Genomic DNA, 25,719 nt, shown 5'->3' with positions numbered 1-25,719 from the left:
ATTTATGAATATATTTTTTAAAAAAATTTAATTAAAAAATTCAAAAAAAAGATACGATTTATTTTAAATTTTATGAAGCGCTATCTTCGGTTGATAATTTTACAAAATCAATGGCATCAAAATCGGAACTCTCATTTCCTAGGCCATCAAAAATAGTAAAAGCTGAATTTATTTTTACTTATTCAATGAAACACGGCAATTAATAATTAGTGATCAGTTCTATTTAATATTTTAACGGGAATTGAAGATCTGTGGTTATGCCCTCCTATACCAAGCTCACCAGAGTTATAAACTCCACCGCCCCAGCACCACACATCGTCGTTTTTTAATAAAACACAGGCACGACCATCTGAAACTGCTAAATCTATAATTTTTAAATCAGGATGCAAATTATGATTCCACAATTGATTTACTTTAACTGCAACGTTAGAATCATCGAGAGTGCCATTACCTAAATTTCCCGTTGAATTACCACCCCAACAATAAACAGAGGTATTAGAAACTACGGCACAGGCGAAAGAGGTGTGCACTTTAATATTTGATTGTGATGTTTGTGATTTCACCACACCAGAGCCAACCATTGTAACATCTGTAAGAAAAGTTTTGTCATCTTTTAAAACGGGTTGTCCTTTAGTAGAAGAAGAAGGCGTGTCAAAAGTTCCATTACCAAATCCGCCACGAGTGTTTTGTGAATTTCCAAAACACTCAACAGTGGTGTCTTGTAAAACAGCACAAATTAATACAGGACTAGGACTTGTACCTCCTCCCAAAAACTTTACAGGATGAGTTGTCGTAATTGAAACGGGAGTATAAAGTTTTGCTGAATTTGGGAAATCCCCCCCCCCAGCACTTTACCTCTCCCTTTGATAAAACAACACAGCTATCCAAATTATGAGAAACTAATTGAGTTGCTGCGACACCTCCCAAAGAAACTTCAGTTCCAGAATACGAATTCACATTATTTCCATTGCCAAGTTGCCCCTTGTCATTTTTCCCCCAGCAGGTGACTTTTCCCCCCTCATCCAGAACACACGAATATCCATCATTAAGCTGCACGGATTTTAAAACGAGCCTCGCCGCATTTGTGACATGTTGAGGTGTTAATGCATCACCTATTGTGATGCCATTCCCAAGAACACCATAATCTTGCTTTCCCCAACACTTATAACCACTTGCATAGTTGGCGCATGTCGATGATCTTCCCATAACAACAGAAGCTATAATGTCATTATCGCCCTCTTTAGGATTAACAGCCGTAGCCAAAGTAGGATCGAGAATTAAAAATTCATCTGGATCAGTTGATATGTGACCTAAGCCTGGCATGTACCCAAGTTGATTATTAGCATTCAATCCCCAACATTTTAACCTTCCATTAACCATCACAACACAACCATTAGCGTCTCCCAAAGAGATGAGTCCATTTTTTCCTCCATGTGTTGTATATTGAGCAACTTTCCCTGCAGCGAGTGATGAGTTTGCTAAATCTTTAAGTGAACCAGCAGAGCTCAAAGATTGCTCTAATTGCTCTAGTATCATAGGAGGATCTTGTAAATTACGTGATGGTGTACAACTATGAAAATAGTAAATAGGAATTAAAAAAAACAACCAAAGAAAATTTGATTTTTTCACAAATAAACTCCTAACGTTAATTCAAAAATATAAAACATATATGAGTTCCAATACCTAAATAAAAATCACTTTAAATTAAACCGCATTTTTATTTTCGTATTTTTTTTAAAAAACAAAAGAGAAATATAATTTATAGTCAATATTTTATTTTTTTATACATAAAAATAAGGATAATTTAATAATTAATTAATTATTAAAATTTAATAAATAAAACATTACAAATAAATTAAATATTTATGAATATATTTTTTAAAAGTTGGATATTTTAAATTATCATGAAGCTATTTGTAGTAAATTTTTACGATTTATTTTAAATTTTATGAAGCGCTATCTTCGGTTGATAAATTTACAAAATCAATGGCATCAAAATCTGAACTATCATTTCCTAGGCCATCAAAAATAGTAAAAGCTGAATTTCTTTTTACGCGCCCCGTCTCTGCCTTAATTGGAGATGAGGTTGCCCGTTTCTTTAATTTTTCAACCAAAGTTGTTCTATTCATAGAGAGAAGTTGAGCAGCTCTATTTTTATTATGATTTGTTCTTCTTAAAGCTTCAGAAATAAGACGATTTTCAAACTCTTCAACTACTCTATAAAAATCAATACCAGATCCTAAATCAATTTCTTTTTTAATAAATTGATCAATTTCACTAGGAATATCCTCAAACATATTCGGGCGCGCTAGAGGGTTATGATTCGAATGATTTGAAGATTGTGACGGATTAAAATTTTGGTTATAATTATTTTGAACAGCGTTGTTTTGCGAATAATTATTTTGCAAATTATTCGAATTTAAATTTCCTTTTGAAAGAGTCGGAGTATGATTACTTTGTGAGTTAATATCTCTTGATAAAGATTGTGAATAATTATTGACAGAATTCATGTTTTGCTGTCCCATTTTTGAAAAATGAGGCATATTTTGCTGTGAAACATTATGATAATTATTCTGATTTCCCATCGGAATAGGAGATATATTTTGTTGAACTTGACTAGTTCTATCATAAAAAGCATCAATATTATCTGTCACTAAATTACGTAACCGGGGTGGCAAATCACAAATATCAATACTTCCCGAATTTTTTAATACAACAATTCTTTCGATTAAATTTTCAAGTTCTTGAATATTATGAGTCCATACATTTTGCAATAAAGCATTCATGGCATCATGAGAAATACCAACAATTTTTTTAGATTTTAATTGATTAAACTTTTGGACAAAAAACTCTGCTAAAATAGGAATATCTTCTCTTCTTTCCCTAATAGGTGGCAAATAAATTGAAGAGTTTGATAGTTTATAATAAAGATCCTCTAAAAAATGCCCCCGTTTCACAAGTTGCTCTAAATCAATAGAAGTAGAACAAATCACTCTGACATTGATAGGAATATCTGTCTTTCCTCCAAAACTCCGAATCATCCCATCATTCATTGCTTTTAATAAAGACGCTTGTAACTTTAAAGGCAGCTTTCCAATTTCATCTAAATACAGAGTACCACCTATAGCTTCTTGCAAATATCCCAGTCTCGCTTGTGCATTGCCTTGAAAATATCCTGCTTCATAGCCAAATAAATCCAATTCTAAACTCTCATCCTGCCCTGTGCTACATTTCAAAGGGATAAGAGGATTTTTACCCCTATTGGAACGTTCGTGAATGATTTTTGCAATAGCATCCTTGCCTGTCCCCGGCTCCCCCGTAATCAAGACAGCCGTTGATAATTCTGCAACTTTATATACGAGGTGTTGCACATGCCGAATAATGGCACTTGAACCCATAAGCGCGTACGATCCGTTCACGGACTCCCCCTCTACATTAGTGGCATGAAATGTGTCACTCGTTCAAAAAAAAGATTTATTTGGTTTACTGTCTTATATTATTGCACCTTGCAATTATTTAAACAAGACCACAAATGGGAGTTTTTTCGGCAAATCTTTTAAGGAGTTCAAGAGGGCTGAGAAAGAACTAGAAAAACACCACATCGCCTTTTACAAGAGATTCATCATCAGCGGCAGGAGGAGCCGATTCCGCAGGTTTGGGAGCCACAGGCGCCGGTTTTGGAGCGCTAGGAGGAGGTGCACTGGCTTTTGGAGCTACTCCAGCTGGAGGAGTTTGCGGTGGCGTTCCCGAAGGCATTGTAGGAGGTGGTGTACTACCACCAGAGGCACCACCTCCTCCACTGTTGCCACCACCTTCAGAACCACCGCCTCCACTACCACCTTGCTGATGCGCCGCTTTTAAGGCAAGAGCATCGTTTTGTAAGGCTTTATTCAGCAATTCTTCTATATTAATTTTTATTTTGTCCAAGGGTTGCAAGGCTTGATCAATTTGTTGTTTCGTTATGTCTTGGAATTGTAAACTTAAGATAATCTGATCGATATTCTTTGCCACACTTTCCGAGCTTGCCACAGCGTTTGAAATCAGTTTCGTAAACACTTCTGTACTTTCTTCAGCGGTACGAACCAATTCATTCACGGCATGATCCACATGTGTCTTCTTTTCCGTATTTTTCTTTAAGTTTTCTAATAAACTCCTACTAATGTCACGAACACTGGAGTTCACTTTGCCGACAATTTGAATAATATTGTTACTTGCTAAACTGGTACGATCCGAAAGTTTACGAACTTCTTCTGCCACCACCGAGAATCCACGACCATGCTCACCAGCTCGTGCCGCTTCGATGGCGGCGTTTAACGCAAGGAGGTTTGTTTGGTCAGAAATATATTGAATTTCGTCACTGATTTTATTAATTTCTGCTGTATTCACAAGAATGGTATCAATAGCTTGAGAATAATCCATGTTCAATTTTGAGTTGTGTTCCAACATTTCAATCATTTCACGTAACAAAGATAAGCTACTTTGAATAACTTCACTTAAAGAGGTATTGCTATTGTTACCTTTACCTCCTCTAAACTGAGCAGATATCTCATTGGACTCTTCGAGATGCTCTTGAGCTTTCTCATAAATAAAGCGTACTTTATCGCCAATCTCAATCGCACTACGCTCTGTCTGATGTGTTACGTTATGAAGTTGATTGGTCATTTCTGGAACGAGTGAAATAATTTCTTCGAGTCTTTGCACCTGTTCACTCACACCAATTTCTTTTTGTGATGCATCAAGCTGCAATCTTGTTAATTTATTTTGTTGATCAAGTCCTCTTTCTTCAGCAAGAACAGCTCGACTTTCTAAGGATTTCGCTAAGGAATCAAACTCTCTCTTTTGATCTTGAAGTTTTTTATTCATGCTTTCAGCACTGGATTTCCAAAATTCCATATTTTTTTGTGCTTGAACATTTTTAGATTGAAACTCATGCTGCAATGTAGATAACCTAGCATTATTGACTTCTTCCATATGAAGCAGCTGGTGACGCAAGGCAATAATTTCTCGCTGTAATTGATCTTCTTTAGATGGTGAATCTTTGGAAGAAGAAGATGATGGAGAAATAGAAGGTATTGTTGTTGCTTGTTCAAATGATTTTCTTTTTGTCTCCAAATCCTCTATTTTCTTTTGTAAATCTTTTTCACGAGCAATTAATTCTTTTTCTTTGCCTTCAAGATGTTTTTCTTTTTCTACTGAAGATCTTTCTGATGTTACTGCAGGTCCTGATTCAATTTCATCACGAATAGCTCTTGCTGCTTCATTCGCAATTTTATCGAGATCATGGGTAAGAATTTCATCTATTCTTTTTCTTACAGAAAAAAACCACACATAGGAAAGTAAAAACAAAACAACACTGACAGCTGTCGTTAACATCCAGTCAGTTGATAAAAATCCCGTGGCAGCAATAGCAACGGCTCCAATGATAGCAATAAGAACAAATATTGTTGGTTTAAATCGGATCTCTTCCATGAAGTTCTCCAGCCGCAGTCGAAAATTCTTGTCCTTTAGTGTCATCGGTTAATGTAACATCTTAATGAGGAGCCACAGTATTGACATAGTGAAAGAAGATTTCAAAGTTTCATTTAACTGACATCCCATTTCCATCGATAGGGCTAGGATGGAGACGAGGAGACTTATAGTTTGAGTGCGATAACAATTGAAGACATCATTGAAAAATGGACAAAAAACCTTACAAGCTTATTAAATAATTTGTATGGTTTTGTTAGTCTTATAATTGTAATTGGTATTATTGCAAATATCCTCATTCCTAACATTGTATTTAATATTTTAATTATTATCATAATTATCATTTCTGGATTTTTTACGTTTTTTATGGCGCAAAAAACTCAAGCATTAATTAGAGAATGGCACGAAGAATTTTCAAATCCTACACAAAAACTTTTACAGACAATTCAAATGGTTTCTTTACAAAAACTAGATCTTCTCCCAGAAGAACAACTTAATAGTTTTACCTCTGAATCACATTTAAAACTTCTTGAAGTCGCACGTGGAATTCTAGAGCACCAACGATTCATCGACCAAGTTGTCGACAATATGTTTGAAATGATGTTCTTGTTAAATCAAGATGGCATTATTATGAAAGCCAATAAATCCGCATGTGAAACAACTCATTTTTCACAGTCCGATCTCATTGGACAACATATTCGTAAATTATTTCCACATGCCGAAAGTCTCGTAGATTATTATCTGGAACTTGAAATTCAATTTACAACGCAGGGTTTTGTGAGAGACGTTGAAGTGTTTGTACAAACCTCAGAAGGAGAATTATTACCTTTCTCTATTAATGGGGTAAAAATTGAAAGCACCACGGGTGTTTTGCTAGGTTATACTATGATCGCAAAAAACCAAGCAGAAACCGTTCGCCTCTTTAATCAGGTCAATAAAAGTAATTATGAATTGGGACGTGCCAATGAAGAGTTGGCAAAACGATATGATCAAATAAAAAAAGAAATTGAGGAAAAAGAAGGACAGCGTAGAACATTAGAAATGGAATTAGCAACAAGCCAACTGGTACAAAAAACTTTTTTACCTCAAATTGCTCCCGAACATGACAAAATAGATTGTGCAGGAACTGCTATACCAGCAGCCTTTTGTGGAGGAGACTGGTGGAACACCATAACACTTAAAGATAAATTTTACGTCTTCATTGCCGATGTGACCGGACATGGTACAGCCAGCGCCATGGTTACAGCTGCAATCTCAGGATATTTTGTATCTGTAAAGAGCAAACTTTTTGCTGGAGAAAATCTTGATGTAGATGACATTCTATCAGGATTTGATACAGTGCTTTCCAGCATGGGTCATAGTGACGTCAGTTACAACATGACATGTTTTTCATGTGTATTTGATTTTGAAAAGAAGGTTATCCGATTTGCTAATGCAGGTCATAATTTTCCATTAATTGTTAGGGAAGACAAAAAAGTGGAAACACTGATTGCGAGTGGAAATCGCCTAGGAAATATTGGTGCAACGCGCATTGATAATAAGGTCTTTGAGAAAAAAGAAATTCCACTTTTAGGAGGGGAATTTATTTTATTTTATACTGATGGTTTAATTGAAAATAAAAATGATAAAGATGAAGAGTACGGCAAACGCAGGCTTCGTAAGTTTATCGAAAAAAACTACACAAAAGCGAGTTCAGAATTTATTTCACTGCTTTTGCAAGATAGCCTTGAATTCTATGGTGCTGGAAAGCCCTTAGAAGATGATATTACAGTTGTCGTTACAAGGATCAAACAACCTTAATTTTAAGAATTTGTATAAAATGATACCATTTGTTTCTAAGTTAAAATATAAATTATATTCACCTGACTTAACTATACCTCAAGCTGAAAAAGTATTACCATATGCTTATTCTATAACAGGAGTTGTTTTTTTATTTGGTCTTTCAACGACACTCATAAGTCTGGTGTGGAAACCCTCTCCTAATAAGGAAACATACCATACAAGCATACCTAAATATGAACAAAAAAACTCTTTTGAGCACAATTTAAATCCCATTATTACCCGAAATATATTTAATGTAAAAGGTTTAATTCCAGATGCCGAAGATAATGGAAATACCGTCTGTCCTATGGAACCTTATAAATCCGACTTACCCTATAAAATAACGGGAATATTATATGGAGGCTCATCAATAAACAGTCTCGTTGTTTTCGAAAGCGGCGTCGGAAGTGTTTACAAAGAAGGAGATTCTTTACCTCAAGGCGGCGTTCTCACATCTATTGAAAAAAGCCGAATATTAATTACAAAAAAACAATGCCCCGAATACATCGCTTTAAATTACCCCAAACCACCTAGCGAAAGATTATCACGAACGCCTCAAAATGCTTCGGGAGCAAGTTATAAAGAAGATGGATTTGAAAGAGACGGATTAAATACAACAGCGACAAGACAATGGGTAAATAATATTTTAACAAATAATTTCGCAAAAACATTAGAAGAAGCGAAAGCAAGCCCTAATCTTGTAGGAGGTCAAGTCAAAGGATTTATTATTTCAAATATCACTCCTAATAGTGTTTACTCGAAGCTCGGTTTAAAAGATGGAGATATCGTCACGAGCATCAGCGGCATTGAACTCAATGACGCCGCAAGAGCCATCCAAACTTTAAATTCGATGCGCAATGAAAACACTATCGAACTTGATGTAATTAGAGGGGGACAGTCTATTTCATTTAAAGTGAATGTACAATGATACATAAAATAAAAGAAATTCATTTAAAAATAACAAAGAAAAATAAATTGCTAAAGAAAATTAGCAACAAAAAAAATGTATTATTTATTCGTAATTTTGCCATTGCTGTCAGTGGAATATTTGTTGGAACCTCAGTATTCAATACTATTATTTCAATAAATTTACTGAACTCTCAAAAATCAGGGGCTCAAGCACCATTAACTTATAATCTTGTGCATAGTTCTGGACAATCCTACACACAAATTAAAAAAAATGTGATCAATCGAAATGTCTTTAATGCAACGGGAGATATTCCTTCGGAAGATTCAGATGATAATCCATTAGGCTTAATTAAAAACTTTGAATCTGTTTCTTGTAACACAAGCGATGGAAAACTTCCTGTTGACCTTGTAGGCATTCTTTATACTGGAAATTCAAATACAAATTTAGTAACATTTAAAGACTCTCGAGTAGAAACAGCTGATGTTTATAGAGAAGGACAAACATTTATTGAACATGATGTTTATCAAGTTTATAAAATAGCAAGTCCTTATGAAGTACAAATAAGACATCTCAATAAAAAAATATGTCTTTACACAAGAACTCAAGTAAAAGCATCAGTAAAAAATTCCCAAAATAATACTGACATGGATAATGAACAAGTTTACGAACTTGATTCAGAATATGTAAGTGATCAAATTGGTCCTGGATTTTCAAAAATTTTAAATTCGGCACGTCTTGTACCCGAATCCGCAAGTGGAAAAACAGTGGGATTTAAAATTTATGGTATTTCACCAGGCAGTATTTTTGAAAAAATGAAATTTGAAAATGGAGATATTATCACAAGTGTTAATGGCATCAACTTAGAAGATCCTTCGCAGGGCTTTAAAATCTATGAAGCATTGCAAGATGAGACAAACATTACTTTGCAAATTAAAAGGGCTGGCGTACAGATGACTAAAAAGGTAACAGTTAGATGAATCAGAAATTAAAGAAAAAAAATAAATTTTTTATCCCATTACAAAAAGAAGCAAAAGGGAAAAGGCTACAGATTGCCATTGCAGCAACATTGGTAAGTTCCGTTTTTCATAACGCACTTATTGCACAAACCCCTCCCATTGCACCTCCAAACCCAACACCCGCACCCCCATCGCAACCTTTGAATAACAATAATTCTTCAAAAATACAGCCAAGTAAACCTAAGTCCACTCCACAAGTCCAACTCGAATCCTCCAAAAAATCACAATCCGACTCCATTCCACACGGTCAGGATTTAGTAACCATCGATTTTCCTAATGGTGCAAATCTGAGCGATCTTATTAAGACAGTGGGCATGTGGACAGGTAAAAACTTTGTTTTGGCACAGGGCGTAGCGGGTTCTTCACGTATTTCTATTATTTCTCCAGAACCTGTAACAAAAGAAGAGGCCTATCAAGCCTTTTTAAGCGCCTTAAATATTTCAGGATTTACAACTGTTGACACAGGATCTATCGTTAAAATTCTCCCCATTGCAAATGCAAAATCTTCTAATATTAAAACTTATTATGGGGAAAATTGGTCGCCTTCTACAGACGAAATCATCAATCAAGTTATACCCTTACGCTATATTGACGCCAATTCTGTAATCAATCAATTACGCCCTTTACTTGGGGTGACACAATATGCTGCTTTTACAACAACAAACTCCCTTATTTTAACCGATACAGGAAATCGCATAAGACGTATTTTAGAAGTGATTAAACTCCTTGATTCCAAAGTCAATCAACCCGTGGTCTCTATTATTCCCATTAATTACATGGATTCTAAAGACACCGTTGCAAAAGTAAATGATATATTTGGCAATAAAACAGGTCCTTCCTTAAGCGTTCAAAAAGTTTTGGCCGACGAGCGCACAAACTCCGTCATTTTGGTAGGGCCTGCCAGTGGTTTAGACGATGTCGTTCGTTTTATTCAACGCATTGACAAACCCGCCATGGATCAAAACTCTCAAACTATGGTACGCGTTCGCCCCCTTGACTACGCTGATGCCGAAAAACTCGCGCAAACCTTACAAGCATTAACTCAAAGTTCTAAAAATCAAAACAGCCCCTACAGACCTCCTTTTTATCCACCGCCACCTCCTATGCCTGGAACTCCTGGTGGATCGAGCACAACAGGACAGGCAGTAGCCGATCTCAATGGCGTTAAAGTCACTGCGGATAAAGCTACGAATTCATTAGTCATACAGGGTACAAAATCGGCTTATGACGAACTGGATAACATTATTGCACAGCTCGATAAACGCCGTGCTCAGGTCTATGTGGAAGCCAACATTATCGATTTGAATATAGATAATGGATTTGAATGGAGCCCTTCGGTTTTAGGTGGTTCTACTGTTGCCAATGGCCGTTATACCTCTCCGTTTGGTTTTAATGCCGCCCAAGGAGCTCCCTTATTTTTTAACCAAACAGGTCAAACTCCCGATCCTAGCGGTCTAATGAAAGGTGCCGGACAGCAAGCTTTACTGGGCATTATGAGTACAAGTTCAATTAATTTAGGACCTTTTAGTTTAACTCCAGGAGCCCTCATTTTTGCTTTGAAAACGGATACAAACTCCAATGTATTACAAACACCAAGTATGATGGTTTCAGACAATGAGCCTGCGAGCTTCTCCTCAAACCAAGAATACAGTGTAACTACCTATGTTCCCAATCCTACTTCTAGTGGGGGGACTGTGGCGCAAAATCAAAAATATACCGTAACAACAGCTCTAAAAGTAACACCACAAATATCACGTGCCGATTTCGTATCTATGAAAATCAACCTGCAATTGGACGACAGCGGTCCTCCTAATGCAGCTACCGGATATCCAAATCCTATAAGTAAACGGACGGCGGAGTCTTTATTAGTTGTGCAAAATGGACAAACGGCAGTTATTGGTGGCCTTACCCAAGACAGAACAACGGTTTCCGAAGCTAAAGTTCCTTTATTAGGAGATATCCCTATTCTTGGGTGGTTATTTAAAACATCAACAAATAAAAAAGTGAAAACAAGTTTAACGCTTCTTGTCACACCACATATTGTTCGGAAATCAGAAGATCTTGAAAAAATATATCTGCAAAAAATTAAAGACAGAGATGAGTTTTTAAAAGTTTATTATGGTTCAAAATTTAAAGATGAAGAATTTTATTCAAAACTTCCTGACGAAAATGCAGGTAAAGCACCGCAACCTAAAAATGATGACTCTCAAAATAATAAAGAAACAGCAAATCCCCTTGTAGATGGAATGGATCCTTTGCCTAAAAAAACAATTTTACCTAGTGAAGACCCTAATCCTATTAATGCTCCCTCAAGCAATCAAAGTGGGGGAGGAGGTTTTGGCTTTCCACAGTCCGCACCGCCACCACCACCTCCTCCATTTAATAATAACTAACTCAAGAGGCGCATGTAGTTCAATGACAACAAGGGAACAAGACATGGGAAAGAATGATGTGGCAAATGACATTCTTTCTAAAATAAAAGTAAACAAAGAAAATTTTCAACAGAATAAAATTATATCTAAAATTAAAAGTTTAGATGAAATTTTAGTTGAAGATTTTCGTGTTTCCCAAAAGCAATTAGATGAAGCAATAGAAGAGCAAAAAGCGACCAGCAGAAGCTTAAGCGAAATATTAATTGAAAATGAAGTCATTCTCGAAATAGATATGCTCAAAGCATTAGCAAAACATTTAAATTTGGAATTCAGGGAAAATTTTCCATTCCAAGAAATCAGTCCTAAGCTTATTCAAAAATTAAATATTAGTTTTTGTCTACAACATATGTTTATTCCGATTAGTGAAGATAATCTTAACGTAACAGTAGCTGTATCACATCCCCTGGATACAGAAAGTATTGATGATCTGCGTGTGTTATTAAATAAAAATATCAAACGTATTGTCGCTCCCAAAGATTTGGTTGAAATGGCAATCAATAATGTATTTGAAAGACAAGAACTTGTTGATCAAAATAAAGGTTTGGGTGCTGATGATGAAATTGATGGCATTGAAGGTTTGGATGTCGCTCATAACCTTTTGCAAGACAACGAAGAAGCGCCCGTTCGTCGTGAAGTGACAGCGATTATTCGTCGCAGTATTTCAGAAAAAGCTTCAGATATTCATATTGAACCTTTTGAAGATCGCGTTTCAGTTCGCTTTCGTATTGATGGCCGGCTTCGCGAAGTTCGTGTCATTCCTAAAAAATATCAATCCAGTGTCTCAACACGTATCAAAATTTTAGCGAAATTAAACATAGCTGAAAGCCGTCTTCCTCAGGATGGACGTATTACATTAAAAGTGGGAACGCGAGAAATCGATGTGCGCGTAAGTACTCTTCCTATTAAATTCGGCGAACGTATTGTGCTACGTATTTTGGATAAATCCGGCGGCCTACCTCATCTTGATGACATTGGCATTCCCAAAGCCGTTCTCAAAAACTTTAAGCAAATGATTAATCAAAAACACGGCATAGTTTTGGTAACAGGCCCTACAGGATCAGGTAAAACAACCACTCTGGCATCGGCATTAATGCATATTAACAAACCTGATGTGAGCATTATTACAGTTGAAGATCCCGTGGAAATTCAATTACCTGGTGTCAGTCAAGTGGAAGTCAACGACAAAGCAGGTTTGAGTTTTGCTGCCGCATTGCGTTCCATTTTACGTCAAAACCCAAATATTATTCTTATAGGTGAAATTCGTGACTCAGAAACAGCACAAATTGCGGTACAAGCATCCATAACAGGTCACTTGGTTTTTAGCACTTTACACACCAATGATACAGCTGCTTCTGTAACGCGGTTAGTCGATTTTGGAATTGAGCCTTTCCAAATTACCACTGCGGTTGTTGCTATTTTAGCAGTCAGATTAGTGCGAAAAGTTTGTTTCCATTGTCGAGAACCTGCAAATCACACGGCAGAGGAACTGAATTTAATTGGCTTAAGCAAAAAAGATACCGTAGGTAAAGTATTTTACAAAGCAAAAGATGGCGGATGCAATCAATGCAAATCCTCTGGGTATTCGGGGCGAATTGGAATTTATGAACTTCTTGTCTTTGATGATGCCGTTCGCAATTTTGTATTAAAAAGTTCTGATGGTGCCAGTTTGAAAAAAATGTGCGTGCAGCGCGGCATGAAAACATTAAGCGATTCTGCACAAGAACGCTTTATAAACGGTGAAACCACTCTTGAAGAAGCACTCTATGCGACACAAGTAGAGTCTGATCAAGAAAAAGAGGTAACATAATATGCCGATGTATTTTTACAGAGGCCAGCACTCAAAAACCGGAAAAAAAATAAAAGCATATATTGAAGCAGAGTCGCCGAAAGATGCAAAATTAAAACTAAAAAAACAAAGCATTTATGTTATTGAAATGAGACTCGATAGTAGAGCGAGTGCTGCAGAAGGTAACACAAGTATTATTGCGATATTAAATCGCAAACCACCTAAACCAGAAGACATTGCGATTGCAACCAAACAATTTGCTATTTTGTTACGTTCCGCAGTAGATATCAATGATGCACTCAGAGCCATTTCTGAACAAGTCGAAAATGAAGAACTAAAATCAGTGTATATTAAAATTAGAGAATTGGTTTCCGAAGGAAAATCATTATCTGATGCACATAAAAATTTTCCTAAAGTATTTTCATCAATTTATATTAATATGATTGCAGCGGCAGAAAAGGCAGGAGCACTTCCTTTAGTCATGCAAAGATTATCAGAATTTATTTCCTATCAAATTGAAATCAAGAGAAAAGTAGTTGGCGCATTAACATATCCTGCTCTTATGGTTGTCATGGCTATTGCCGTTGTCATTTATTTATTTGTCAAAGTCATGCCACAAATGACGAAATCATTTTCAACCCTTAAAGTAACACTGCCTTGGTATACAATTATCATGAATGACATCTCAACATGGTTACAAGACTGGTGGTTGATTTGTATTATTTTATTATTAGGTACTTTATTTGCATTATATTCCTGGTCAAAAACAGAAAAAGGAAGATACAAAGTTGATTTATTTATTTATACCGCGCCTATTATTGGTCCTCTTATTCAAAAAGTAACCGTTTCGCGATTTTCAAAAACACTTTCCACAATTTTATCCAGTGGAGTAAGAATTGTGGAAGGGCTCCAACTCACTCGGAAAGTCGTTGGAAATACGGTAATGGAAAAAGCACTGGATGAAGCTATTGTAAAAGTTCAAGATGGAGACAAATTAGCAACGGCTTTAGAACGTACAGGACGTTTTCCCACAATGGTTATTCACATGTTACGCACTGGTGAAAAAACGGGTCAATTAGAAGAAATGCTCGTTAATATTTCAGAAGTTTATGATGAAGATGTCAATAACCAAATTGTAGCAACAACACGACTTATTGAACCAGCCATGATGATATTTATGGCAATCATTGTGTTTATGATGGTGATGGCCGTTATTGGCCCCATGATGGCCGCAATGAATCAGTTGCATTGAGTCAAGGTATCAGTATAATAAAAATTCTTTTAGACTATGAGGGTCCGTACTTATGAAAATAAAAAATTTTTTTAAATTAAAAAAATCAGTAAATCCACAAGCAGGTTTTTCTCTTATTGAAATCATTATCGTGGTTGCCATTATTGGTACTTTAATGGGTATTATTGTGGCACGTATTTCAGGTGGTACCGATAATGCTAAATCAGGAATTACAGATACAAAAGCCTATACTATTCAATCAAAACTCATTCAATATCAACTTGCAACAGGTAAGTTTCCTACAACAGCTCAAGGACTCTCTGCCTTGACAACCAATCCTGGGACACCCATTGCTTCTGATGATGATTTAAAAGACGGTTGGGGAAATGCTTTTGAATATAAGTTAACACCAAAGGGTCCTTATATTGCATCTTATGGATCTGAAGGAACTCCAAATAGCCCCACTTCTCTTTGTTATCTTAATGGAAAAAAAGTCGACTGCAAAGGCTCTGAAGCAGGAGCTGCCAACTGAATTCTTGCCTGCTTTTGCACAGGAAAGCCTCTGTAAAAAGAAATATGAAAAAAACAAATGAACAGGGATTTACCCTAATTGAAATCATCATTGTTCTTGGTTTAATTGGAACTCTCGCGATTGTGATTTTGCCCAATTTAACCTTAACAGTAGATTCTCAAATGTCTTCTGCTCTACGTAACGTAACAGCTCAAATTCGTAATGCCTACGACGATGCTATTTTTTCAGGACGCTTAAATCGTATGATTTTCGATATCAAATCCGGAGAATATTGGGTAGAACAAGCTCCTCTTGGATTTGAAGGACGCCCTCCTCTGCCCGATACCGACAGTGAAATTGACTCTCTCGCAAAACAAGATAAAAAAAAACAATTGCTTAAAAGTTTTGACGAAAAAGCAAAAAATTCTGCTAGCCGAGAAATGACAGGCAGCACAAGTACAAATCCAAAATATTATTCTTCACGCAGTATTCCTGTGGTTCAAAGAAAAATACTTCGTCCGCTTGCTTGGCGCGAAATTAACGACTCTGTTACTTACCGACAAAAACTCCCAGGTAATATTGTTTTTGCACAAATATCATCTATGGTTTCACTTAAAAAATATGATTATGTTGAAGTATTATCAAGTCAAGATAAAACAAAAAAAGTTTATGCATATATTTATTTTTTACCAAATGGCACAGCCACCCCAGCATCTGTCAAATTAGGAACCACACAAAGTAACAACAAAAATGCTCTGGATGATGAGGGACCACGGTATACAATAAATTTAAATACTTTAACAGGCGAATCTCATTTGCTTGAAGGGTTTCAAGATGCAAACTTCACTATACCTAAAAAATAAAAAAAATATTTTAAACTCTACAATTAAAAATAAGCAAGAAGGCTTTACATTACTTGAGTGTATTCTTGCCATTGGAATTTTATCTATCGTTGTTGCCAGTGTTGTTGGATTACAATCTTCTATTATTTCAGTTACTCAAATCGCAAGCGATAGCATGCGTGCATCCTGGGCTGCCCGCTCTGCCATTTCACAAATGCAGTATATAGTAGATGTTCAAGGGCAAGCAGAAATACCTGAAAAAACGACCGTTCCTTGGGAAACAGATAACCAATTTACTACAACAATCACACGCAAAGAACTTAAAGATGTAAAGGTATCACATTTTTTAACCAGTTCTCTAGGAGTATATAACCTTGTTAATCCAGGGGGAAATGAAAATCTTGATGTAGATAAAATGCTTGCCTCAGTTACAGGAATGCTTGATTCCACTTCGGGAACAAATCCAAAAGGAATTTTTAGCAATGTTGTTATTGAAGTGAAATGGACCAGTGGCGTTCTTCAAAAAACCATAGAAGAAGGTTTCTTTTTTATTGATAAAAAAATTTTTACAAACATGGTTTTACCTGACTTTGGCGGATCAAAAAATAATTCAAATAATAGTAACAATACACCATCAAACAACAATCAAAATAATGGGGGGCCATAGTGAAAAATTTTTCCCAAAAAGGCTTTTCATTACTTGAAATCATTTTAGCTATTTCAATTTTAGCAACAATAGGTGTTTTGACAATTAATATTTTATCGACACAAATTTTAACAAGAGAAAAAGTAACAGAACAAAACGCGGCACATCATTCCATAAATATGGCTATGCAGCGTATATTTGACGATATACAAGGATCTTATCTACCAAATACAAGTGATTATGGCTCATTAAATATTTCAAACAGACAAATTCCACCACAATTTACATATAAAAATTTTAATTTTATTTTTACAGTACAGAATCATAAATCGTATCTAGGTGATTCAAACCAAAGTAATTTTGCACTTGTGCGTTATTATGCACGCCCTGACCCAAAGGACTCAAAAAAGAGTCAACTTATTCGCATTGTAGATACAGATATGATTGAAAATATTGAACTTCAAGGTGTTGGTTATTCTGAAATTATCGTTCCCGATTTAAAAGATTTTTATGTTTCATTTTGGGATGGACATGAATATCGTACAAGTTGGGACTCAACAACAAATGAAACACAAAATAAACTTCCTAAATTGGTTAAAATACATTTAGAAAGTTATATTACCGAATCAAGTAGAGATAAACAGTTGCAGGAATTGTCTCCTGCAACTGCTATAAAAAGAAAAACGATTACTTTAGATACCATTGTTTATATTTTAAAAACGCTAGATTCTCCTGATCTCACTCCCTTTTCAGGAGAATACAAATGGAATTAAAAAAAATTATTCATAAAATAAGAAATAAACAAAAAGGTTTCGCATTAATTTTTGTCTTAGTCTTTGTTGCTATGATTATGGGTGTAATTAGTGATATTGTTTACCAAACTCAAGTCGGAGCGCGCAGCGCCATCGAAGAAAGAAACGCTCTCGATGCCCAATCCACAGCTTTAACAGGTATTGAATTTGCAAAACTCATGCTCTCATTAAGTATATTATCTGAAAAATACCAAGGAAACCCACTTATTCCTATTCCTAAAAATATGTATAACTTATTAAATGGACAACCTATAGGATCTTCAGGATTACAAAAACTTGAAGAACTTTCTGGCGCAAAAATATCAGGAGCCATCTCACCCAGCATTCAAGAAGCTCTGAAAGTTGTGCCTGGTTACTTTGTCCTAAATATCTCCTCTGAAAATGCAAAATTCAATTTAAATACTTTGCAATCTAATTTTTCAGCTACGGCACAAAAAGCTCTGCTACGTATTTTCTCAGCCCCCGATTCCCAAAAATTTTTAGAAACATTAGGATATACACCTCAGCAATTGGTTGATAACTTAACAAGTTACATTAAAATATCAACAACAAATAACTACTTACAAAATACAACACAAAAAGATTACGATGCCATCGGCGCAAAATACCGACCTAAAAATGCGGCGTTAGAGTCCTTAGAGGAACTGAGACGTATTCCTGGCTTTCATATCGATGATATCTATGAGATGTACTCCCCTTATTTTACAATATGGCCTATTTCAGGTAAGGCGTCACAATCCTTAAATCTAAACTCCGTTCCCATTGAACTGATAACTGCGCTATTAACACCACAAGCCCAAGAAATTATTGATCAAGATTGGGATAAATTTGAAATATTCCAAGATAAAAGTGGGTTTAAAGATAATATTTCTGACTGGTTCTCAAAAAACTTAAGTGGATTCAAAGGAAATTCCGATTCTGAAGATATCGCAAAGAATTTCTTTGGGAACAAAGATACGATTTTTAAAGTAGAATCTAGAGGTGTTGTCAATGGTGTTGAAAAAACGCTTGTGGTTATCTTACAACAAAAAACTTCAGCAGCTCAACCAAATACAAATAATTCAGCAAATAATAAAGACAATCAAAATACAAATAATTCAGCAAATAATAAAGATAATCCAAATACAAATCAACCCCCAAATTCAAACAATAATACGAATAAACCTCAAGATCCTCCAAATTTTACAATTCTATACAGCAGTTGGAAGTAAGGTGTTATGTTTTTAAAAATGCTTTTTTCAATTTCTGTTGCTTTATTTGTTACTTTAATTGGGCATTATTATTTATATCTTAGACTTGTAGATCCTATTTTTGGCAAAAGCACACTTTGGATCACAATATTTATCTGCCTCTGGTCAATCACTTTTTTTGGTTTTATTATATTGCGCATTGTCCCTCATTTTTTGAGAAAGATATTTGAACTCATCATGTTTATCTGGATGGGTGTGGCATTTTTATTTACAATTGTTTGCCTTCTCACCTCTCCCATAAATATGTATTTAAAAGCAACTCATCAAAGTACAATTCATCTTTGTTTCTTTGTAATTTTTTCAGGAACTATTTTAACACTTTACGCAATGTACTTAGCATTAAAAAGGCCTGAAGTCATTCATACGCACATTAAAGTAAAAAGCATACTCCCCAATAACATTAAAAATTTAAAATTTGTTGTACTCAGCGATATTCATGTTTCAGGTCTTATTGGCAAAAAAAGAATGAAGTATTTAGCAGAAACTGTAAATTCATTAAATCCAGATATTATTTTTATCACAGGTGATTTAATGGATGGCTCTTTAAATCAACTTAAGAAAGAAATTGCTCCCTTGGGAGATCTTTATGCAAAATATGGAATTTTTTATATCACAGGTAACCATGAATATTATAGTGGACCACAAAATTGGAAACATCATTTTGCCGATAAATTTAAATGGAAAGTAATTTCTAATTCTTCACAAACTGTAACAATTGATAATATTGCAATAAATATTTTAGGAATTGAAGATAGACATTGGCTAAGTTATGAAAAAATTCCGCGAAAGTTAGATAAAAGGCTACAACAAGCGGTGAATCATTTAAATTTCAATGGTGCTCCTAAAGAAGAAGCTTTAAATATTTTACTGGCGCATCAACCCAAAGACGCCCGGCTTTTAGCACATTTTCCTTTTATAGATCTGCAAATTTCGGGTCATACCCATGGAGGACAAATATGGCCATTGCAATATATTGTAAAAAAAGATCAAAAATACGTAAAAGGCTTATATCAAATTAATTCAAATCAACAAATTTATGTCAATCAAGGTACAGGTTTTTGGGGTCCACCCATGCGTCTTGGCACAAATTGTGAAATTACTTTAATGACATTCTTTTCTAAATAAAATTATTTTTAATTTAAAAAATTGACAAAATATTAATTGTTTTCTATTTTAAATTTCTATTTAATAACGTGGGGTTTAATATGTCTACAAACTGTTTATTTTGTGATTTTGCAAGACATAAAGAAACATGTTTTCAAGTTTGGGAAGATGAACATTTTATGGCTTTTTTAACACCATATCCTAATACAAAAGGATTCACTGTTGTCATTCCAAAAGAACACTAAACTCGCAAATACTCTTCTTCAATTTCTACTGAATTCTGAATTGTGACACGCACAGGACAGGCCTTGCCAGCGCCCATAATTCTTTTGAAATCATCATCAGACGCAGAGGATTTAATATAAAATTTAACCATAATTTTCGCTATTTTACGCGGGGAAGCAGACATAATTTTATCGACTTCAAAACGAATGTGCTCCAAGGGGATTTTATTTTTTTGAGCGAACATAGACATTATAGTTGTTGCACAAGCACCTAAAGAAATAGCAAATAAATCTGTGGGAGAAAAAGCACTTCCATCACCTCCATTGTCGAGAGGAGGGGTGGTTTTAATTTTCGTGCCCGAATAAACATGGGTAAGTTCTGTGGACTGAGGCACTACCAATTGACCTATTAAATTAAATGACATTTTTTTGCCTTTTAAAAAAGTTGGAGAAATCCTTGCAGTATAACTCCGGACGGCATAACACTAGTGACATGTGAGGTCAATAGGAGGGATTTTTATCAATGTATGACGTCATTTTATTTATTCATTCATGGCTACGTTGGATTGTGACTTTTTGTCTCATAATTGTTCTTTTCAGATCATTTTCAGGTTGGATAAAGAGCTCCGCATATTTAAAATTCGATAAAATAATGGGCGGAATTTTTATTGGATTCACTCATTTGCAATTGCTCATAGGACTGTTTTTGTATTTTAGCTTGAGCCCCATAACAAACATGGCAATGAATAATATGGGTGTTGCTATGAAAAATCAGTCACTTCGTTTTTGGGCTGTGGAGCACATCGTTGCTATGATTATTTTTGTCATTTTTGTACAATTAGGAAGAACTCTTTCTAAGAAAGCACAAAATTCAATAACAAAGCATAAAAAATGCGCTATTTATAATACCATAGCTTTGCTTATTTTAATTGCAGGCATGCCTTGGCCTTCCCGTAAAGAAATTGGCCGCCCCCTATTTATGGAATACCCTACTCAAGTAAGCTCAAATTAATTCTATTTTTAAATTATAAAGACGGTCTGTTATGCAAGATACACAAAATATTCGCGATCAAAGAATGGTAAAAATTTCCAAAGTAGGAATTAAAGAAGTCTCTCATCCCCTCTTTTTTTATGATCGTGATGAAAAGGAATCTGCCGCCTTGCCAAGCACAGGAGTGTTTTCTTTTTTTGTAGAGCTCCCTGCCGAAAAAAAAGGCACTCATATGAGTCGCTTCCCTTCTATCTTATATGAGTTTGCCCCTTATTTTAATTTAAAAAAATTTGAACATATGGCTCATGAAATCAATGAAAAATTACAAAGTGACACTGCTTTTATTGAAACAAAATTCACTTATTTTTACGAAAAATTTGCTCCTGTTTCAAAAACGCGAGGATTAACCGACATTAAAGTTGCTTTAAAAATTAAAGCGAAAAAAAACTCTAAAAATACAGAAACGCAACTGACACTTCAAATTCCTGTAACGAGCCTTTGCCCTTGTAGCAAAGCTATTTCAGAGAATGGGGCACACAGCCAACGCAGCCATATGACTCTTTCCCTTTGGAATCCTAAATTATCCATAAAAGAATGTATTGAAGTTGCTGAAAAAGCAGCGAGTTGTGCTATTTATCCTGTCTTAAAAAGAGTAGACGAAAAGTTTGTCACCGAAAAAGCCTACAATACGCCCCGTTTTGTTGAAGACCTCGTGCGCGAGGCTGCCATCCAACTTAAAGAAAAAAACTGCGCTCTGCGCTTTGAAGTCAGTGCCGAAAACTTTGAATCCATTCATAACCATAACGCTTGGGCGATGGTTAAGAGTGATGATCTTTAACATTTTTAATTTTTTATAAATACCTGTGAAGTTGAATAAAAATCTTTTGTAAATTCAAATATTTTATAGCCGTAACCTTTAACAATGTCTTCTACCTCATTTGAACCTCCTTTTTTAAATTGAGCAAATGAAGAAAGACCTGTTTCTAACTTTGCAAGTTCATTAATTGGAATTGAATAATCATTGTGAACATGCCCTGTTATAACTATTTTTATTTGTCTATTGTTATTTATAATATCTAATAATTGTGTGCTATTTATAATAGGACAATCATCAATTAAAGGCGTGCCCACGGGAAGGAGATGATGATGAACAACAAGAACAATATTATATTTAGAATTATCATATTTCCGAATTAAACTCTCACATTTTTGAATTTCAATATTGGATAAAAAACCCAAATCCTTGCCTTCAACACATGAATCAAGACCAATAAATAACCAGTTATTTATTACTAACTCGTCTAATTGACGAAAATAAATCGACTTTGAAAATTTTGATATTAAATTATTTTTATTATCATGATTACCATTTATATAATAAATCATTTTATTTGTTTTTTCTAATAAATTTAAAACAAATTCATAGGATTCTAAACTCCCATCATCCGAAATATCTCCTGTGAGTAATAATATATCAAAATCATTTTTTTCTTTTAATAATTGTTCTAAGGTTAATTCTAAACTTTTTCTTGGATTTGCATTGTATAAAATAGCATCCTTATTTTTTTTTATATGCAAATCTGAAATTTGTATTATTCTCACAAACATTTCTCCTTTTTAATATAGTTATTTATTCTTATAACATTTAAATCATCCTGATCATTAATAATTTCTATTTCACTTTCATTAAACTCAAATTGACTATTAATATAGTTATTTAACTCAAAATTAACAATCGAATAAACAACATGCTGCGCTTCAGAGTTATTCATATGCTTTAAATATTTAATGCCAGTTAAGAGTTGAAAATACTTTATAAAGTTAAATTAGTATGTAAATAAGTATTTAAATAAACAGGCAGAAAAACGTCCGTAGACATGAACAATGAGTCCTTTGGTAGATCGAACTTTTGAAGCGTTTTGGATACCGCTGACCTCAATCAACCAATTGAATAATATTTCGATTGGTTGCCTAAATGAACTAACAATTTTTGAATAAAATTTTTCATCATGGGAGAGTTCTTTTTTAAATTTAGAGGTTTTAATAGGAGTATGAAGTTCTGTACCAATAAGAGCTAAATTGTGTTTAGTTTTTTTATCAATATAAGCTTTGTCGGCAAGAATTTTCGTATTTTTTTGAGTTAAAAGTTCTTTCTTAATAGCCCTCAAGTCATGAATACTTGCTTTTGTAACCTAGGTGTAGGTAATTTTTTATTTTTAAATGATGCAATAAGATGAAGCTTCATTCCATAGTAGTATGTTTTCTTTGAGGAACAGTAACCTACAGAAGAGATATCATTGGCAGTATTGCACTTATACGCCCTTGAATTTTTTGTAATCATAATTGGTAGTGAGTCTACTAAAGTAATATTTTCAGCTGAGTAGTATGTTGTTTTAAATTTGTCGGCATTAAGTAAGAATTTTGTAAGTTCAGGAAAAACAGAATTTAAAGAGTTTAGTCTGAATAAAAATCCTTCATAAGAAGGTAGCTGTGGAAACCACTCGGAAAGGAAATTTTTAGTAAAGTCAAAAATTGATTTAATATTTTTAAGTCCATTTAGAATTCCAAAAATGTAAATAGTGATGACTTCTTCATCTGTAAACAAAGGATTTGCATTAGGACTAATTTTTAAAAAAATTTTTGACGATAGTTGAGAAAAGAAATTGCAGGTAGTAAGGTAAACGGTGATGAGTTGGTTCTGCCAATCCATTGGTAGCTCCTTTGTTCTTACTTTTTTTTCGCAAAAATTATTTAACAAATTGGAGCTATTTCTTCAATCCTCACAATAATTTTCTCAACTCTTAACTGGCATAATTTAATTATCATTTTGAGCATAAGCGAATGTTAACAGGAAACCCCCTAAAGTTCGAACGGGTCTTTTCAAATATAATTTCCAATGCAATTGAGGCAATGAATCACAAAGGCTTCATTTGGATTAATTCTAAAGAAATTTTAATTAATAATAAATACTTTGTTGAATTTTGTATTGGAAATAATAACTCCTATATTTCTAAATTAGATTTGAAAAATATTTTCGATAATTTTTATACAAAAAATAAAAAAATCGGAACTGGATTAGGGCTTGCAATAGCAAAAAAAATAATTTCTGAAAATGGCGGAGAAATTTGGTGTACTTCTGATAAAAATCAAGATTTTCCACTCGGAAAGGTTGAATTTTATTTTACAATTCCTTCAATTTGTACTCATCTTTAAAGTCTTTTAGAGAAAGGCCAAGTATGAATTTAATATAAGAGTTTAATTTATACTTGGCTTTTCTCTGAATTTAAAATTTAAAAAATAATTTAACTCATTAAACAGTTAAAACTTCTTTTTCTTTTACAGAGCAAATTTCATCGACTTTTTTTACATAAGAATCGGTTAATTTTTGTACATCTTCATTGGCGCGTTTGACTTCATCTTCTGACCAACCGTGCTCTTTTTGTGAAGCTTTTGCTTTTGTATTGCCTTCTTGTCTATGATGACGAACTGCAATTTTCGCTTCTTCACCAATTTTCTTCACTTGTTTTGCGAGATCCTTACGGCGATCTTCGGAAAGAGCAGGAATTGGAATACGGATGATTTTGCCATCGTTGTTAGGTGTTAATCCTAAACCGGATGTTAAAATAGCTTTTTCAACAATAGGTAACATGCTTTTATCAAAGGGATTCACAGTAATGAGACGCGCTTCTGGAGTTGCTAAAGTAGCGACCTGATTTAAAGGTACCTTATCCCCATAGGAGTCGACTCTGACATCATCAAGCAAAGAAGCAGATGCTCTTCCGGTGCGCACTTTTTGCAAATCAGATTGTAAAGAATGAATCGTTTTGTCCATGCCTTCTTTTACTTTATCAACAAGTTGTTTTTTATCCATAATAAAATCCTTTACACAATATAATTACTAAATGAAAAAAGCAGTTCAAAAAACTGCTTCTTAGAGTTTAATAGATACTACAAATTACCAGCCTACGCTGCTTCTTTTAAAGTTTTTTCTAATTTTTTCAACGCCACTCCATACCAGTTCTCCAGTGGAGATATTGGTAAGTCGCATTTCTATTTGATATTGTACAGAGCTTTTGCCGCCTTGCTTAGAAACAATGCTGGAAATAGCGCCTGTTAAAAAGAAATCGGCACCAAACTGATTGCCTGGCCCCTTAATTTGATCTTTTTTAACAACACCGGACTGTTGATATTTATATTCATTTAATATTTTATTACGCGCGTCGCCATCTAAAAAGCGCACTTTGCCATCATTTAAAATTTGGCTTCTGAGATCTTCAAAAAGTGCTTTTGTATCAATAACTTCACTAGTACGATTTTCCATGTCATCGACAAGAAGAAAAGGTCTGTCCGTTGGTTTCTTTTTCATGTCTTCACGCCAATTTTGAACCCAAGGTGCGGCGGACATATCTTTAACCATTTTTTTAACCGTCATTGTGGCATCGGTGGGATTCCAACGATCGTCTATTATTTGCGCTTGCTCGGGATCACCGTAGTCTCCTTGAAAAGAAGTACATCCGGACAAAGCTAATGAAACAGCAACTAATAAAGGCGATATATACAAAACTCGTTTTGCATTTAACATTTAAAACCCTTTCCTATTCATTAATATAAAATAAATTAGTCAACATTTAGATTTACCTAAATTGGACAAACGCGAGTATATGCCTTTTATTATCA

General features: G+C 34.6%; 25 protein-coding genes and 1 pseudogene. 16 read left to right on the top strand and 10 right to left on the bottom strand.

Going from position 1 to position 25,719, the window contains the following annotated elements:
* Positions 1 to 206: 206 nt before the first annotated feature.
* The 4 genes from AXG55_RS04920 to AXG55_RS15025 form a co-directional block, all read right to left on the bottom strand.
* The gene (locus AXG55_RS04920) at positions 207 to 770 is read right to left on the bottom strand and encodes an RCC1 domain-containing protein (RefSeq protein ID WP_148697015.1); all 564 of its coding nucleotides are present in this window, start codon (positions 768 to 770) and stop codon (positions 207 to 209) included.
* Positions 748 to 1,629, bottom strand: a complete 882-nt coding sequence (locus AXG55_RS04915) for an RCC1 domain-containing protein (RefSeq protein WP_148697014.1) — start codon at positions 1,627 to 1,629, stop codon at positions 748 to 750. Before AXG55_RS04915 ends, AXG55_RS04920 begins: the two co-directional genes overlap by 23 nt.
* 317 nt (positions 1,630 to 1,946) lie before the next feature.
* Entirely contained in the window at positions 1,947 to 3,419 is a 1,473-nt protein-coding gene (locus AXG55_RS04910; protein WP_148697013.1) for a sigma 54-interacting transcriptional regulator, read from the bottom strand.
* A 166-nt stretch (positions 3,420 to 3,585) separates the two neighbouring features.
* Positions 3,586 to 5,469 carry a methyl-accepting chemotaxis protein gene (locus AXG55_RS15025; RefSeq protein WP_272866911.1) on the bottom strand — a complete coding sequence of 628 codons (1,884 nt, stop codon included), beginning with the start codon at positions 5,467 to 5,469 and terminating at the stop codon, positions 3,586 to 3,588.
* Between the two features lie 171 nt (positions 5,470 to 5,640).
* Between AXG55_RS15025 and AXG55_RS04900 the strand changes: the two genes are divergently transcribed.
* The 13 genes and pseudogenes from AXG55_RS04900 to AXG55_RS04840 form a co-directional block, all read left to right on the top strand.
* Positions 5,641 to 7,266: a SpoIIE family protein phosphatase gene (locus AXG55_RS04900; RefSeq protein WP_148697012.1), complete on the top strand. Its 1,626-nt coding sequence runs from the start codon at positions 5,641 to 5,643 to the stop codon at positions 7,264 to 7,266.
* A 19-nt stretch (positions 7,267 to 7,285) separates the two neighbouring features.
* Positions 7,286 to 8,215 (top strand): PDZ domain-containing protein, encoded by a 930-nt coding sequence (locus AXG55_RS04895; protein WP_233231391.1) that lies wholly within the window; start codon positions 7,286 to 7,288, stop codon positions 8,213 to 8,215.
* Complete coding sequence (locus AXG55_RS04890; protein WP_148697010.1) at positions 8,212 to 9,174, top strand: PDZ domain-containing protein; 963 nt, start codon at positions 8,212 to 8,214, stop codon at positions 9,172 to 9,174. The genes AXG55_RS04895 and AXG55_RS04890 overlap by 4 nt, the downstream gene beginning before the upstream one ends.
* Complete coding sequence (gspD, locus tag AXG55_RS04885; protein ID WP_148697009.1) at positions 9,171 to 11,606, top strand: type II secretion system secretin GspD; 2,436 nt, start codon at positions 9,171 to 9,173, stop codon at positions 11,604 to 11,606. The genes AXG55_RS04890 and gspD overlap by 4 nt, the downstream gene beginning before the upstream one ends.
* A 22-nt stretch (positions 11,607 to 11,628) precedes the next feature.
* Positions 11,629 to 13,452: a GspE/PulE family protein gene (locus AXG55_RS04880; RefSeq protein ID WP_233231390.1), complete on the top strand. Its 1,824-nt coding sequence runs from the start codon at positions 11,629 to 11,631 to the stop codon at positions 13,450 to 13,452.
* Between the two features lies 1 nt (position 13,453).
* The gene (locus tag AXG55_RS04875) at positions 13,454 to 14,683 is read left to right on the top strand and encodes a type II secretion system F family protein (RefSeq protein WP_148697007.1); all 1,230 of its coding nucleotides are present in this window, start codon (positions 13,454 to 13,456) and stop codon (positions 14,681 to 14,683) included.
* A 52-nt stretch (positions 14,684 to 14,735) separates the two neighbouring features.
* Positions 14,736 to 15,194 (top strand): type II secretion system protein GspG, encoded by a 459-nt coding sequence (locus AXG55_RS04870; protein ID WP_148697006.1) that lies wholly within the window; start codon positions 14,736 to 14,738, stop codon positions 15,192 to 15,194.
* Between the two features lie 44 nt (positions 15,195 to 15,238).
* A complete protein-coding gene (locus AXG55_RS04865; protein ID WP_148697005.1) occupies positions 15,239 to 16,036 on the top strand; it encodes a prepilin-type N-terminal cleavage/methylation domain-containing protein in 798 nt (265 codons plus the stop codon).
* Positions 16,008 to 16,682 carry a type IV pilus modification PilV family protein gene (locus AXG55_RS04860; RefSeq protein WP_148697004.1) on the top strand — a complete coding sequence of 225 codons (675 nt, stop codon included), beginning with the start codon at positions 16,008 to 16,010 and terminating at the stop codon, positions 16,680 to 16,682. Before AXG55_RS04865 ends, AXG55_RS04860 begins: the two co-directional genes overlap by 29 nt.
* Positions 16,682 to 17,434 (top strand): type II secretion system protein, encoded by a 753-nt coding sequence (locus AXG55_RS04855; protein WP_233231389.1) that lies wholly within the window; start codon positions 16,682 to 16,684, stop codon positions 17,432 to 17,434. The genes AXG55_RS04860 and AXG55_RS04855 overlap by 1 nt, the downstream gene beginning before the upstream one ends.
* A complete protein-coding gene (locus tag AXG55_RS04850) occupies positions 17,425 to 18,684 on the top strand; it encodes a type II secretion system minor pseudopilin (RefSeq protein ID WP_148697002.1) in 1,260 nt (419 codons plus the stop codon). The genes AXG55_RS04855 and AXG55_RS04850 overlap by 10 nt, the downstream gene beginning before the upstream one ends.
* A 6-nt stretch (positions 18,685 to 18,690) precedes the next feature.
* Entirely contained in the window at positions 18,691 to 19,848 is a 1,158-nt protein-coding gene (locus tag AXG55_RS04845) for a metallophosphoesterase (RefSeq protein ID WP_148697001.1), read from the top strand.
* A gap of 80 nt (positions 19,849 to 19,928) precedes the next feature.
* A pseudogene (locus AXG55_RS04840) lies at positions 19,929 to 20,069 on the top strand (HIT family protein); the annotation flags it as partial.
* On the opposite strand, the gene AXG55_RS04835 reads toward AXG55_RS04840, so the two are convergent.
* A complete protein-coding gene (locus AXG55_RS04835; RefSeq protein ID WP_148697000.1) occupies positions 20,069 to 20,476 on the bottom strand; it encodes an OsmC family protein in 408 nt (135 codons plus the stop codon). The pseudogene AXG55_RS04840 and the gene AXG55_RS04835 sit on opposite strands and share 1 nt — an antisense overlap.
* A gap of 98 nt (positions 20,477 to 20,574) precedes the next feature.
* On the opposite strand from AXG55_RS04835, the gene AXG55_RS04830 reads away from it, so the two are divergent.
* Both AXG55_RS04830 and folE2 read left to right on the top strand, forming a co-directional pair.
* Positions 20,575 to 21,063, top strand: a complete 489-nt coding sequence (locus tag AXG55_RS04830) for a hypothetical protein (protein ID WP_148696999.1) — start codon at positions 20,575 to 20,577, stop codon at positions 21,061 to 21,063.
* A gap of 31 nt (positions 21,064 to 21,094) precedes the next feature.
* Positions 21,095 to 21,880 (top strand): GTP cyclohydrolase FolE2, encoded by a 786-nt coding sequence (gene folE2, locus AXG55_RS04825; protein WP_148696998.1) that lies wholly within the window; start codon positions 21,095 to 21,097, stop codon positions 21,878 to 21,880.
* Between the two features lie 5 nt (positions 21,881 to 21,885).
* Here folE2 and AXG55_RS04820 read toward each other — a convergent pair whose 3' ends face one another.
* The 3 genes from AXG55_RS04820 to AXG55_RS04810 all read right to left on the bottom strand — a co-directional run bounded on the left by AXG55_RS04820 (position 21,886) and on the right by AXG55_RS04810 (position 23,752).
* Entirely contained in the window at positions 21,886 to 22,644 is a 759-nt protein-coding gene (locus AXG55_RS04820) for a metallophosphoesterase family protein (protein WP_233231387.1), read from the bottom strand.
* A gap of 224 nt (positions 22,645 to 22,868) precedes the next feature.
* Positions 22,869 to 23,210, bottom strand: coding sequence for a hypothetical protein (locus AXG55_RS04815; protein ID WP_148696996.1), 342 nt, complete (start codon positions 23,208 to 23,210; stop codon positions 22,869 to 22,871).
* Positions 23,207 to 23,752: a hypothetical protein gene (locus AXG55_RS04810; protein ID WP_148696995.1), complete on the bottom strand. Its 546-nt coding sequence runs from the start codon at positions 23,750 to 23,752 to the stop codon at positions 23,207 to 23,209. The genes AXG55_RS04815 and AXG55_RS04810 overlap by 4 nt, the downstream gene beginning before the upstream one ends.
* Before the next feature lie 131 nt (positions 23,753 to 23,883).
* Between AXG55_RS04810 and AXG55_RS04805 the strand changes: the two genes are divergently transcribed.
* Entirely contained in the window at positions 23,884 to 24,255 is a 372-nt protein-coding gene (locus tag AXG55_RS04805; protein ID WP_148696994.1) for a sensor histidine kinase, read from the top strand.
* 97 nt (positions 24,256 to 24,352) lie between these two features.
* On the opposite strand, the gene frr is transcribed toward AXG55_RS04805, so the two are convergent.
* Together frr and lpoB are read right to left on the bottom strand one after the other, a co-directional pair.
* Positions 24,353 to 24,913 carry a ribosome recycling factor gene (gene frr / locus AXG55_RS04800; protein ID WP_148696993.1) on the bottom strand — a complete coding sequence of 187 codons (561 nt, stop codon included), beginning with the start codon at positions 24,911 to 24,913 and terminating at the stop codon, positions 24,353 to 24,355.
* Between the two features lie 84 nt (positions 24,914 to 24,997).
* Positions 24,998 to 25,624, bottom strand: a complete 627-nt coding sequence (gene lpoB, locus AXG55_RS04795; RefSeq protein WP_148696992.1) for a penicillin-binding protein activator LpoB — start codon at positions 25,622 to 25,624, stop codon at positions 24,998 to 25,000.
* Positions 25,625 to 25,719: the final 95 nt, after the last annotated feature.

Origin of the sequence: Silvanigrella aquatica (genome assembly GCF_001907975.1) — a bacterium.
Taxonomy (GTDB): domain Bacteria; phylum Bdellovibrionota_B; class Oligoflexia; order Silvanigrellales; family Silvanigrellaceae; genus Silvanigrella; species Silvanigrella aquatica.
Note: the sequence above shows the minus strand (reverse complement) of the source record. Positions and strands in the feature narration are given on the sequence as shown.